Here is a 13,029-nt window from a genome sequence, read left to right on the forward strand (position 1 = left end):
TCCAGGGGCGGTGCCGCTCCGGGGGCATCTCCCCGGCCTGCGCGCCCCGGCTCTTCCCGAACGCACCAGCGGGAAACGCGCGCAGACCTGCGGGGACACCCCCGAATCGTCCCCTCACGCCGAACACCGAACGCCGGGCGGCAGGAGAGGGTCATGCTCCAACGCCCGGACCCGCCGGAGGCCGGTGAGCTCGGGGAGGGTGGTGCGGCTCCGGCCGGATGCGGACCTATCGGGGGTGGGGGGTGGCGATGCCACGGGCCCCGGGCTCGGCGGGTACGTCGTAGACCAGGCTGTACCGCCAGAAAAGGCGGCGCCGGATCCGGGCGCCTGGCAACTCCCGCGCGGCGGCGGCCCGGATCTCGTCCAGGGTCTCCTGCGGATCGGCGGTGGGGGCCCTCATGTGCAAGGGCGGCGCAGTGGCGCGGGCCGGATGTCTGATCAGCCCGATGACCGGGTTCAGGAGCACGGACAGCAGTGAGACGAGCAGATCGATCCGCCCGGTCTCGCGGTGGCAGCCGACGACCACGAGGCGCCCTCCCGGAGCGAGACAGCCGTGCAGCTCCCGCAGCGTGGGCACCAGCGGCAGGTGGTGCAGGACAGCGACCAGGGTGATGGCGTCGAAGCGCCGCTGCGGGTCGCGTCCGGCGAACCCGGCTTCGACGATGGTCACCTTGGGGTCGTCGGCGAAGCGCTCCGTTGCGGCGCGGGCCATCCGAGGGTCGGGTTCGAGCGCGGTGACGGTGACAGCCCTGCGGCGCATGAGCGCGGCGAGATTCCCGGCGCCGCATCCGACGTCGAGGACGTGCCGGGCTCCGGACCCGGCCACTCGGCCGGCGATCCAGGGGCCGTAGTGGTCGTTGTGACTCCAGGGGTGCCGCTGGTTGAAGCGGTCAAGGTGAGCACGTAGCGCCATGGGGCAACGGTAGGCAGGAGCGGCGCGTCATCCGCGTACGGGGGGCCGCGCTCGGGGCGGACGGTCGCGTCGGAATCGGCAGGTTCGCTGCCAGGGACACCCGGTGGGGGGTGGCGGCGGGAAGGCGGGGTCGGTAAGTTAACAAGCGCTTGCTTAGGTCTCGGCAGAGAGAGGGCGCGGGTATGGGAAGCGTGGGCGCGGCGGAGGTGCGCGGGCGGGTGCGGGCGCTGCTCGCGGAATGGGACCCGGGAAGGACGGAGCCGGGGGAATTCCTGCGGGCCCGCTTCGACGCCGGGCTGGCATGGGTGCACTTTCCTGTGGGGCTCGGGGGCCTCGACGCGCCCCGCGCCCTCCAGGCTGTGGTGACCGAGGAGTTGGAGGCGGTGGCGGCGCCGGACAACGACCCGCGCCGCATCGGCATCGGCCTCGGCATGGCCGCGCCCACGATCCTGGCGCACGGCACCGCCGAGCAGAAGGCCCGCTTCCTGCGGCCGCTGTGGACCGGTGAGGAGGTGTGGTGCCAGCTGTTCAGCGAGCCGGGCGCCGGCTCCGACCTGGCCGGGCTGCGGACCCGGGCGGTGCGCGACGGCGACGACTGGGTCGTGGACGGCCAGAAGGTGTGGACGTCGAGCGCCCACAACGCGCGCTGGGCCATCCTCATCGCCCGTACCGACCCGGACGTGCCCAAGCACCGTGGCATCACCTACTTCGTCTGCGACATGACCGACCCCGGCGTGGAGGTCAGGCCGCTGCGGCAGATCACCGGTGAGGCGGAGTTCAACGAGGTCTTCCTGACCGGCGTCAGGATCCCGGACACCCACCGGCTGGGCGCGGTCGGCGACGGCTGGCGGGTGGCCCAGGGCACTTTGATGAACGAGCGGGTCGCGATCGGCGGCGGCGCCTCCGTGCCGCGCGAGAGCGGCATGATCGGCACCGTGGCCGCGACCTGGCGGGACCGCCCGGAGGTGCGCACCCCAGAACTGCACGACCGGCTGCTGCGGCTGTGGGTGGAGTCGGAGGTCGCCCGGCTGACGGCGGAGCGGGTGCGCCAGCAGCTCACGGCGGGCACGCCGGGGCCCGAGGGCTCAGGTCTGAAGCTGTCGCTTGCCCGGCTCAACCAGCAGCTCAGCGGGCTCGAAGTGGAGATGCTCGGCGAGCAGGGGCTGCGGTACGGCGACTGGACGATGGTCCGCCCCGAAAGCGTGGACTTCTACGGCCGCGACGCGGGCTACCGATACTTGCGGGCGAAGGGCAACTCGATCGAGGGCGGCACGTCCGAGATCCTGCGCAACATCGTGGCCGAGCGGGTGCTCGGGCTGCCCGCAGAAGCACGCAACGACAAGGACGCCGCCTGGAAGGACCTGCCCCGATGAGCACTCCCCCGCACTCCCCCGCCATTTCGGACCTGCTCTACTCCGACGTGGAGGACGACCTGCGGGCCGCGGTCCGCGCGGTGCTCGCCGACCGCTGCGGGCCCGCCGCGGTGCTGGGCCGGATCGAGACCGCGGAACCGTACGACCCCGCGCTGTGGCGGGTGCTCGCCGTCGAACTCGGCCTCGCCGGGCTGCTGGTGCCCGAGGCACTGGGCGGCCAGGGCGCGTCGGCGCGGGAGGCGGCCGTGGTGATGGAGGAGCTGGGCGGCGCGGTCGCCCCCGTGCCGTTCCTCGGCAGCGCGGTGCAGGCGACCACCGCGCTGCTGGGCTGCGACACCGCGGACCAGGCGACGGCCGCGCTGCTCGGCCGGCTCGCGGCGGGCGAGGCCACGGCCGCGCTTGCGGTGCCGCTGTCGGCGGCGCCCGGCGGCGGTTTCCCGCCGGGCGTACGGGCGGACGCCGGCGGGCGGCTGACGGGAAGCGTCACCAGCGTCGCGGACGCGCTCACCGCCGACGTGCTGGTCGTCCCCGCCCTCGGCCCGGGGGGCCCGGGGCTCTACGAAGTGGCGGCGGCGCAGGCCGAGTCGGCGCGTCCGGTGTCCTTCGACCTGACCCGGCCGCTGGCCGACGTGACCCTGGACGGTGCGGCCGGACGGCTGCTCGCCACAGGGGACGCCGCGGCGGCCGCGGTGCACTCGGCGCTGCTGACCGGGGCCGGACTGCTGGCCTCCGAGCAGCTGGGCGTGGCCCAGTGGTGCCTGGACGAGACGGTCCGTTACCTCGGGCAGCGGCGGCAGTTCGGCCGGGTCGTGGGTTCGTTCCAGGCGCTCAAGCACCGGCTGGCCGACCTGTGGCTCGAGGTGGTCTCGGCGCGGGCCGCGGCACGCAACGCGGCCGGTGCGCTGGCCTGCCTGGCCTCGTCGCCGGATGCCGGGGCGGCCGCGGAGGCGGCGCTGTCGGTGGCCGTCGCGCAGGCGTACGTGTCACCCGTGGCGGTGCACGCGGCGGAGGAGGCGGTCCAGTTGCACGGCGGCATCGGGATGACGTGGGAGCACCCGGTGCACCTGTATCTCAAGCGTGCCAAGGCCGACGAGATCGCGCTCGGCACACCCGGACGGCACCGCAGCGCGCTGGCGGTCCCGGTGGGCCTGCCGCCCGCCGGCTGAGGGCCCGCGCGGCCGGCTGCCGTACGTCCCCGCTGGTCCCGGCCTCGTCGTGAGGCCGTCCAGGCAGGGCTTCCGGCAGCCGATCCCGCTGCTCGGCCCGGAAGATCCGACCCGGGACACCGCGTCCCGGCCAGGCGCACCGGCCATCCCGGCCAGGCGCACGGGCCATCCCGGCCGGGCGAACGGGCCATCCCGGCCGGGCGCACGGGCCGGTGCTGTCCCGGGCGGACGGGGAGCCGGTGCGCTCCCGGGCGAACGGGCCGGTGCTGTCCCGGGACAGCGGGCCTAGCCGCCGTCCTGGGCGGCGCCGCTGCCCGCGGCGACCGCGTAGAAGGCGACGGCCGCCGCCGCGCCCACGTTCAGCGAATCGATGTCGTGCGACATCGGGATGCGGACCAGGGTGTCGGCGGCGGCGAGTGCCTTGGGCGTCAGCCCCGGGCCCTCGGCGCCCAGCAGCACGGCCAGCCGCGGGAGTTCGCCCACGGCCAGGTCCGGCAGCGCGGTGGCCTCCGCCGCCGGGGTGAGCGCCAGCAGCCGGAAGCCCGCGTCCTTCACCGTCCCGTACAGGTCGCGCGGCCAGGCGGAGAGCCGGGCGTAGGGCACCGAGAAGACCGCGCCCATCGAGACCTTCACCGAGCGCCGGTAGAGCGGGTCCGCGCAGTCCGGCGACAGCAGGACGGCGTCCATGCCGAGGGCCGCGGCGCTGCGGAAGATCGCACCGATGTTGGTGTGGTCGTTGACCGCCTCCATGATCACCACCCGGCGGGCGCCGGCCAGGACCTCCGCCGGGTCCGGCAGCGCCTTGCGCTGCATCGCGGCGAGCGCGCCGCGGTGCACGTGGTAGCCGGTGACGCGCTCGGCCAGCTCGTCGCTGACGACGTAGACGGGTGCGGGCGCCTCGTCGATCACATCGCGCAGCGCCTCCACCCACTTCTCGGTGAGCAGCATCGAGCGCATCGCGTAACCGGCCCTCAGCGCGCGCCTGACGACCTTCTGCCCCTCGGCGATGAAGAGGCCCTCGGCCGGTTCGCGGCGACGGCGCAGCTCGACGTCGGTGAGCGCGGTGTAGTCGTGCAGCCGCGGGTCGTCCGGGTCGACGACCGCGACCGGTTCAGCCACGGGCCGGGCCGCCCGCGCCCGAACGGCCCACGGTCACCACGTCGCCGATGACGATGACCGCCGGCGGGCGTACGCCCTCGTCGGCGACTGTGCGGGCCACCGTCGCCAGGGTGGCGTCCACCCGGCGCTGCGCCGCGGTGGTGCCCTCCTGGATCACCGCGACGGGGGTGCCGGCCGGGCGGCCGCCCGCGACCAGGGTGTCCGCGATGGCGCCGATCCGCTCGACGGCCATCAGCAGCACGAGGGTGCCGCGCAGCCGGGCCAGCGCGGACCAGTCGACGAGGGAGCGCTCGTCGTCGGGCGCGACATGGCCGCTGACCACGGTGAACTCGTGGGCGACGCCCCGGTGGGTGACGGGGATGCCCGCGGCGCCCGGCACGCTGATGGAACTGGAGATCCCCGGCACGACGGTCACCGGGATGCCCGCCGCCGCCAGCGCCTCTGCCTCCTCCATGCCGCGGCCGAAGACGTACGGGTCGCCGCCCTTGAGCCGCACCACGGCCTTGCCCGCCCTGGCGTGCTCGATCAGCGCGGCGTTGATGGCCTCCTGGGCCATCGCCCGGCCGTACGGGATCTTGGCCGCGTCGATCACCTCGACGTGCGGCGGGAGTTCGCCCAGCAGATCGCGCGGGCCGAGCCGGTCGGCGATCACCACGTCGGCCTCGGCGAGCAGCCGGCGCCCGCGTACGGTGATCAGGTCGGGGTCGCCCGGACCGCCGCCGACCAGCGCGACGCCCGCGGTACGCGCCCGGTGCTGCGGCGCGGCAAGGCTGCCGTCCCGCAGCCCCTCGACGACCGCGTCACGCACCGCGGCGGAGCGGCGCGGATCGCGCCCGGTCAGCACCGCGACGGTCACGCCCTCGGTACGGCCGGTGGCGGGCGTCCACGCGGTCGCCGCGTCGGCGTCGTCGCTGCGGACGCACCACACGCGGCGCGCTTCCGCTTCCGCGGAGGCGGCGGAGTTCGCGGCCGGGTCGGTGGTGGCCACCAGGGCGTACCAGGCGTCCGCCAGGTCGCCCGAGCGGTAGGCCCTGCGCTCCCAGCGCAGCTCGCCGGCGTCCGCCATGGCCTCGACCGAGGCGGTCGCCGAGGGCGACACCACGAGGATGTCGGCACCGGCGGCGAGCAGCGCGGGCAGCCGGCGCTGGGCCACCTGGCCGCCGCCGATCACCACGACCCGGCGGCCGCGCAGCCGCAGGCCCACCGGGTACGCCGGGGCGTCGTCCATCCGATCCATCCGGCTCGGGCTCCCTCACGCTCGCCAATGCTCAGGTCTCGATCTTACGTTCCCCCCGGTGAGCGCCCCGCGCCGTCGGGGGGCGCCCCGTGCTGCCGGCGTCCGCGGTCCACGCTCGCCGCGGGTGGGCGGGCGTGCCTGCCCGCGGCGGCGCCGGGAAGGCGCGCACCGCGGGCCGGGCCGAGGCGCGCGTCCGGGGCGCACGGCACCGTGCGGCCCGGACGTGGCCTGGCGGAGGCTAGGACTTCTCCGTGACACCCGCCGCGTCGAACGTGGCGACCTCATGCATCACCCGGGCCGCGCTCTGGACCAGGGGAAGGGCGAGAAGCGCCCCCGTCCCCTCGCCCAGGCGCAGGTCCAGGTCGACCAGGGGGCGCAGGCCGAGCGTGGTGAGGGCCGCGACATGGCCCGGCTCGGCGCTGCGGTGCCCGGCGATGCAGGCGGCCAGCACCTCGGGGGCGATGGCGCGGGCGACCAGCGCCGCCGCGCCGGCGCTGACGCCGTCGAGGATGACCGGGGTGCGGAGCGCGGCCGCGCCGAGCAGCAGCCCGACCATGGCGGCGTGTTCGAGCCCGCCGATCGCGGTGAGCACCGCGATCGGGTCGTCAGGATCCGGCCGGTGCAGGTCGAGCGCGCGCCGGACGACATCCACCTTCCTGGCGTGCATCTCGTCGTTGATGCCGGTGCCGCGACCGGTGACCTCGGCGGGGTCGGCCCCGGTGTAGACGGCGATCAGCGCGGCCGAGGTGGTGGTGTTGGCGATGCCCATCTCACCGGTGAGCAGCGCCTTGTTGCCCGCGGCCACCAGGTCGCGGGCGGTCTCGATGCCGACCTCGATGGCGCGCAGCGCCTCTTCCCTGGTCATCGCGGGGCCCGCGGTGAAGTCCGCGGTGCCGGGGCGGACCTTGCGCGGCAGCAGGCCGGGAGTGCTGGGCAATTCCGACGCCACACCGACGTCGATCACACAGACCTCCGCGCCGACCTGGTTGGCGAAGGCGTTGCACACCGCCCCGCCGCCCAGGAAGTTGGCGACCATCTGCGCGGTGACCTCCTGCGGCCACGCGGTGACGCCCTGGGCGTGCACCCCGTGGTCGCCGGCGAAGATGGCCACGGCCGCGGGCTCGGGGATGGGCGGCGGGCACTGCCGGGACAGGCCGCTGAGCTGTGCGGAGATGATCTCCAGCATGCCCAGCGCACCGGCCGGCTTGGTCATCCGCTTCTGCCGCTCCCACGCCTCGCCGAGCGCCTTGGCGTCCAGCGGGCGGATGCCGCGGAGCGTCTCCTCCAGCAGGTCGTGCGGCTCCTCGCCGGGCAGCGCCCGGTTGCCGTACTCCTCGTCGTGCACCACCCAGGACAGCGGGCGGCGCTGGGACCAGCCGGCCTGCATCAGCTCGGGCTCTTCGGGGAATTCGTCGACATACCCGACGCACAGGTAGGCGACGACCTCCAGGTGCTCGGGCAGGCCGAGTTCGGCCACCATCTGGCGCTCGTCGAAGAAGCTGACCCAGCCGACGCCGAGCCCTTCGGCGCGGGCGGCGAGCCACAGGTTCTCCACCGCGAGCGCGGACGAGTAGGGCGCCATCTGCGGCTGGGTGTGCCGGCCGAGGGTGTGCCGGCCGCCGCGGGTCGGGTCGGCGGTCACCACGATGTTCACGGGGGTGTCGAGGATCGCCTCGATCTTGAGCTCGCGGAACTGCCGGGCGCGGCCCTTGGGCAGCGACTTGGCGTACGCCTCGCGCTGGGCCATGGCCAGCTCGTGCATCTTCTCGCGGGTCTTCTCGGAGCGGATGACGACGAAGTCCCACGGCTGCGAGTGGCCGACGCTCGGCGCGGTGTGCGCCGCTTCCAGGACGCGCAGCAGCACGTCGTGCGGGATCGGGTCGGACCGGAAGCCGTTGCGGATGTCGCGGCGCTCCCGGATGACCCGGTGCACCGCGTCCCTCACGGCGGGCTCGTAGGCCTCGGCGGCCTCGGCGGGGCCGGCCTCCGCGGCCCGTGCCTCGGCCCTGCGGGCGGCCCTGCGGCCGGTCGGGGCGGGTTCCGCCTCGGCCCCCGGCGCCGCGGGTACGGCCTCGGTGCCGTCCTCGGCCGGCTGCGGTGCCGCGGCGTGTGCGCGGCTCGCGCGCTTCACGGCACGGCCCTTGGGCACGACCGCGTCGACGGCTTCGGCCGCTGCCGCTTCGGCCGCCACGGGCGGCGCGCTCTGCGCCACGGGCGCGGGAGATCCGTCCTGGTCACCCGACCCGGCAGGGGCGGCGGCCGGGGCGGGTTGCGCCGGCAGCGGGCTGCCGCTGTCGCCCGCGTCGGGCATGGGCGGTACGTGTCCTTCGCCCGCGGGGGCGGGGGCCTCGGCCCGGCTCACATCGGCGGCCGCGGGTTCCGCGGGGCCGCCGTCGTGCGCCGGTGCCGCGCTGTCCGCGCTCGCCGCCGTGGCGTCTCCGGCGGGTGCCGCACCGGGGTCGTCCTGCGCGGGAGGTGCCACAGGAGCGCCGGAACCGGCGGCGGGCACCTGGTCGTTGCCCGCGGCGGCCACGAGCGACGCCAGGTCGGCCGTGCCGGTCGTGGAGACGAAGACGCCGTCGCCGGGCAGGGGCTCGGCCGGGTAGGCGCCGTCGAAGGCGGGGCCCGTCGGCGCGGCCGCCAGGTCGAGGCCGATCGACGCGGACCTGCCGCTGACCGGCGCGGCCGGCTCGATGCCGGGTGCGGGCGTGCCGATCTCCGCCGGTTTGCCTGCCGCGGGCGCCGCCGGGTCGGCGTGCGGCCCGGCGGGGGCGGCGGCGTGGGCAGGCTCGGCGGGGACGGGCAGCCCGGGGGCCGCGGTCGCGCTTCCCGCGGGGTGCGGGTCGTAGCCGGTGTCCTCGGTGACGGAGGGCAGGGGCGCCGGGGCGGCGGCCAGGAGGGCGGGGGCCGCAGGCTCGCCCGCGTGGTCCGCCTCGGACGGCAGCGGGGCTTCGGCTGCCGGGTCCTGGGCGGGCGGCTCCGCGGCGGGAGCGGGCGTACCCGCGTCCGGCGGCCGCAGGTCGGCCGAGGCGTCGGGCCCGGCCTCGTAAGCCGCCTGCCCGTCGGCGGGGGGCGTGGGTTCGGCGGGGGGGAAGGCCAGGATCGGCTCGGGTGCCCGCTGGGACGGGATCACGCTGTCCGCGTGCGGGATCAGCGACTGCTGGGAGGGGGTCTGCGCGGCGGGCCACGCGCTGCCGTGGGGCGGGACCGCCGGGTCGGCGGACGGCTCGCCTGTCTGCTGGGCGGGGATGCCGTGGACGTCGTCCTGGGGTACGTCGAGGTATTCGGGACCCGCGGTGGGCGGGCCGCCCTGGAGGCGTACCGGCGGCGGGACGGGGGCACCGCCCCTGGCGGGGCCGCGGTCGGCGAGCGAGCGTACGGAGACGCCGCCGCTGGGGGTGTCGTGGACCGGCGGACCCATGTGCAGCGGGCGGCGCACCGCGGCGGGGACCGGCGACGGTGCGTCAACTCCCGGCGCGGTGCCGTAGTCGGGACCGGCCTCCTCGGCGACGGGGGACGGCTGCGGCGGCACCGGCTGCGGGTCGCTCCAGGTGCCCTGCGGGCCCGGCATGAGCAGGACGTCGTCGTCCTCGTCGAGCCCGGCGCCGGGGGCAGCGGGCTGGTCGAGGTAGGTGTAGGCGGGAGCGCCGTGCTCCGCGGGCGGCTCCGTGCCCCAACCGGGAGCGGCCGGCTGCGGTGCGCCGAGTGCGTCGGTGTGCGGCTGCGGAGCCGCGTCACCGACCGCGTTCTCCGGCAGCCCCTCGCCGGGGATCTGACCGGTGTCCGTCATGCGTGCCCCTCGCCCATCGGTTTCGCTCCTTCCACCGCTGCACCGCGCGCAACCCAACCCCCGCAGACTCCAACGAGCGTGCATGGGATGCGGCACGTCGCCCGCTGGGACGCCGGAAGTCTCGACACCCCGTCAACGCACGACGACGGCACAACGATCCGTCAGCCTACCCCCCGGGGCGCGGGCGGCCGTGCCGAAGTCCGCACCTCGGGACGTATCTCACACGGGGCGGCCCGACAGCGCCGCGACCGGCGCAAACGTCGCGGCGGACGGGTCTTTGATCATGAACAGGTCAGTGTCGGGTACCGCACAGGACGAAGTCCGTCGAGCGGTCCCGCTCGTCCCATCCGTCGTCCAGCGCGACGGACTGGAGCAACATGCGTTCGACGGTGTAACCGCCTTCCACGAGCGCCCTGTCGACGGCCTCCGCGGTGTCCCTGGTGGCCGCCGAGGCGACTATCCGTTCGGGACGGCGGGCGGCGCAGGCGGCGACCACGGCGGGGTCGGCGCAGCCGATCCGCACCACGTCGGGCTCCGGCAGGTCTTCGAGGACCTGCGGCGCGGTGCCGTGCACGACCTGGAGTTGGACCCCGCTGCGCCGGCCGGTGGCGGCGATCCAGTCGCAGGCGTCGGAGTCCCGGTCGACGGCGATGACCGCGGCGCCGAAGCGGGCCGCTTCGACGGCGACGGCGCCGTCGGCGGCGCCGATGTCCCACAGCAGGTCGCCGGTACGCGGGCCGAGCCTGGCGAGTTGGACCGCGCGCAGATGGGCCGGCACCCGGCCGCCGTAGTCCGCGGCGGGAAGTGCCCAGCCGCGTACGGGTCCGGGGAAGCCGGGGTCGCGGCCGGCGATCCAGCCGCCGCCGCCCGGCCGGGCGGCGGGCGAACCGGGCAAGGGCAGCGGGGCGGCGCCGAGACCGGCGATGCCGGGAAGCGCGGAGGTGTTGCCGCCGACGACGAGGACGACGTTGGGGTCGCGCCAGATGTGGTCGGCGACCTTGTCGGAGGTCAGTACGCTGATCTGCTCCTGCTCGGTGCCGAGTGCCTCGCAGATGACGAAGGTGCGGTGCACCCCGGTGAGCAGCAGGGCGACTTCCGCGGGACCCGCGCCGGGTGCGGTGAGCACGGCGACCTTCGGGTAGGAGCGGCAGACGTTGACCGCGCGGCGCAGGGTGCGGCTGGTGGCGACGACCACGCGGGCGTCGTCCCACGGCATGCCGGCGGCGGCGAAGGCGCGGGCGACGGCGGAGACGCCGGGGATGACCTCGAGCTCCAGGCCGTGTTCCGGGTCGCGCAGCGCGCGGACCACGCCGAAGAAGCCCGGGTCGCCGTCCGCGAGTACCACGGCGGTGCCGCGGTGCCCGGCGATCCTGCGGGCGGCTATGTCGATGCTGCCGAGCACGATGTGCTCCGCCTGCGCGGGCACGTACGGCAGGGCCAGATGATGGCGGGTGCCTGCCACCAGGGTGGCGGCGTCAAGCGCGGCGCGGGCGGCGGCGGACGGCGGCGAGCCGTCCCATCCGATCACGGTGACCCGGTCGGCCATCGTCGTCTGCCTCCATGCCGTGGGTCGCTGGGGTACGGGTGGAGCCCTCGCGGCGAGGCGGAGGGGATGCCCGGGTGAGAACCCTAACCCGGCAGCGTGTACGACGGTGTGCCGAGTCGGCACGTATGTACGGACGCGCTCCGGGCGGCGGTGCGCGCGGGTCAGCGGCGCTGGGCGGAGGCGGAGTAGTCGGCGTAGTCGGGGTATGCGGTGTAACCGGTCTCATAGCCCTCGCCCGCCGAACCGTGACCGCTCGGGTCGCCGGCGTCGTCCGCGTCGTCCAGGTCCTCGGGGAGCAGGCTCCACACCAGCAGGTCGGTGCGGGTCTCGGCCCAGCGGCCGTGCGGTTCGTCCTCGGGCCTGCTGCGGATGATGCCGGCGTTGCGCAGCACGCCTTCGCTGATGCAGCCGATCTTCTGCGCGACCTGCTGGGAGGCGGTGTTGTCCGCGGCGGTGCGCAGTTCGACCCGCTCGAAGCCCTGGGTGCCGAACAGCCAGCGGACGACGGCGAGCACCGACTCGCTGGCGTAGCCCTCGCCGCGGGCCCACGAGGCGGTCAGGTAGCCGACCTCGGTCGCGCGGATCCGCCAGTCGGTGCGGTGCAGATGGACGGTGCCGACCAGTCGCTGCGTGAGGAATTCGGTGACGGCGAGCACCAGGCCCCGGCCCTCGGTCCGCTCCCCCGGCGCCGTGGCGGTGACGAACTCCCTGGCGGACAGCTCGGTGTACGGCTGCGGCACGCCGGTCCACGCGGTCACCAGGTCGTCGTTCATCATCTCCACGAGCTCGGGGATGTCGGCCTCGTCGTACGGGCGCAGCACCAGCCGCTCCGTACTGAGTGAGATGTCCGGAAAGGTGGAGGTCATTCACTGCTCCGTAACCAGGGCATGGGTGGATTGCACAGCATGCAGCATCGGGCGCGGCATCCGCCGGGCAGGGTCGCCGCGAGGGGCCGGCGGCGGACGGAGCGGCGAACGCCCTTCCAGAGTAGGGCGGATGCCGGTCAGGGCGGGTATCCGTGGACGTCATCCGATCCTGCTACCGTCAGCCCGCGTGACGGTGCACCACGCAGCAGGAGTCGGTTACCAGCGGGCCGCGGGGGTCTATGAGCGCTCCCGGCCCTCCTACCCGCTCGCCGCGGTCGCCGCGCTCGCCGACGCGCTGCCGCTCGAAGCCGGCCGTACGGTGGTCGATCTCGGCGCGGGGACCGGCAAGTTCACCCGGCTGCTGGCGCTGACCGGCGCGGAGGTGCTGGCGGTGGAGCCGGTCAGGGAGATGCGCGAGACGCTGGCGGAACTGCTGCCTGGCGTGGCGGTGAACGCGGGCACGGCCGAGGCGACGGGGCTGCCCGACGGCTGCGCCGACGCCGTGGTGGCGGCGCAGTCCTGGCACTGGTTCGACGAGCGGGCGGCGCTGGCCGAGGTGGAGCGGCTGCTGCGGCCGGCCGGGACGCTGGCGCTGGTGTGGAACACCTACGACACATCGGTGCCCTGGGTGCGGGACTTCCAGGACATCTACTTCCGGCTGGCGCCGCGCGACCTGCCGAGCCCGCCGCTGACGTCCGCGCTGGGCGACGCCGGTCCCGGCGGCGGCTGGCGCAAGGCGTTCGAGGCGCGGGCGGCGGGCTGGGGCGAGGTGTCGGAGCGGCACTGGCCCAACCCCTACACGACGACGGTGGCCGACGTGGTGGAGCGGATGATGTCCTCCAGCCACATCGCGGTGCTGGAGCCGGACGCGCAGGCGCGGGTGCGCGCCGAGGTGGAGGCGGTGCTCGGGGCGCACGACGCGACCCGGGTCAGCGGTGCGGTGGAGATGCCGTACACCACTGACGTCTACTGGGTGCGGCGCGGCTGAGGGCCCGCGGCCGGGGCCGCGGGCCGTGCCC

The 13,029-nt window shown here is 75.6% G+C and carries 9 protein-coding genes; 3 read left to right on the top strand and 6 right to left on the bottom strand.

What is annotated here, in order from left to right:
• Positions 1-226: 226 nt before the first annotated feature.
• Complete coding sequence (locus ACGFMP_RS11245) at positions 227-913, bottom strand: class I SAM-dependent methyltransferase (protein WP_393671815.1); 687 nt, start codon at positions 911-913, stop codon at positions 227-229.
• Between the two features lie 182 nt (positions 914-1,095).
• Between ACGFMP_RS11245 and ACGFMP_RS11250 the strand changes: the two genes are divergently transcribed.
• A complete protein-coding gene (locus ACGFMP_RS11250; protein ID WP_393671817.1) occupies positions 1,096-2,286 on the top strand; it encodes an acyl-CoA dehydrogenase family protein in 1,191 nt (396 codons plus the stop codon).
• Positions 2,283-3,452, top strand: coding sequence for an acyl-CoA dehydrogenase family protein (locus ACGFMP_RS11255; protein ID WP_393671818.1), 1,170 nt, complete (start codon positions 2,283-2,285; stop codon positions 3,450-3,452). The genes ACGFMP_RS11250 and ACGFMP_RS11255 overlap by 4 nt, the downstream gene beginning before the upstream one ends.
• Before the next feature lie 285 nt (positions 3,453-3,737).
• Here ACGFMP_RS11255 and ACGFMP_RS11260 read toward each other — a convergent pair whose 3' ends face one another.
• From ACGFMP_RS11260 to ACGFMP_RS11280, 5 genes are all read right to left on the bottom strand, one after another.
• Entirely contained in the window at positions 3,738-4,571 is an 834-nt protein-coding gene (locus ACGFMP_RS11260) for a TrmH family RNA methyltransferase (RefSeq protein ID WP_393671820.1), read from the bottom strand.
• A complete protein-coding gene (gene cobA, locus ACGFMP_RS11265) occupies positions 4,564-5,808 on the bottom strand; it encodes a uroporphyrinogen-III C-methyltransferase (protein ID WP_393671822.1) in 1,245 nt (414 codons plus the stop codon). The genes ACGFMP_RS11260 and cobA overlap by 8 nt, the downstream gene beginning before the upstream one ends.
• Before the next feature lie 238 nt (positions 5,809-6,046).
• Positions 6,047-9,598, bottom strand: coding sequence for a nicotinate-nucleotide--dimethylbenzimidazole phosphoribosyltransferase (gene cobT / locus ACGFMP_RS11270; RefSeq protein WP_393671823.1), 3,552 nt, complete (start codon positions 9,596-9,598; stop codon positions 6,047-6,049).
• A gap of 292 nt (positions 9,599-9,890) precedes the next feature.
• A complete protein-coding gene (cbiE, locus tag ACGFMP_RS11275) occupies positions 9,891-11,144 on the bottom strand; it encodes a precorrin-6y C5,15-methyltransferase (decarboxylating) subunit CbiE (RefSeq protein WP_393671824.1) in 1,254 nt (417 codons plus the stop codon).
• A gap of 161 nt (positions 11,145-11,305) precedes the next feature.
• On the bottom strand, positions 11,306-12,010 hold the full coding sequence (locus tag ACGFMP_RS11280) for a GNAT family N-acetyltransferase (protein ID WP_393671825.1): 705 nt from the start codon (positions 12,008-12,010) through the stop codon (positions 11,306-11,308).
• Between the two features lie 187 nt (positions 12,011-12,197).
• Between ACGFMP_RS11280 and ACGFMP_RS11285 the strand changes: the two genes are divergently transcribed.
• Entirely contained in the window at positions 12,198-12,998 is an 801-nt protein-coding gene (locus tag ACGFMP_RS11285; RefSeq protein WP_393671826.1) for a methyltransferase domain-containing protein, read from the top strand.
• Positions 12,999-13,029 lie beyond the last annotated feature (31 nt).

Source organism: Streptomyces sp. NPDC049040 (genome assembly GCF_043197715.1).
GTDB lineage: Bacteria > Actinomycetota > Actinomycetes > Streptomycetales > Streptomycetaceae > Actinacidiphila.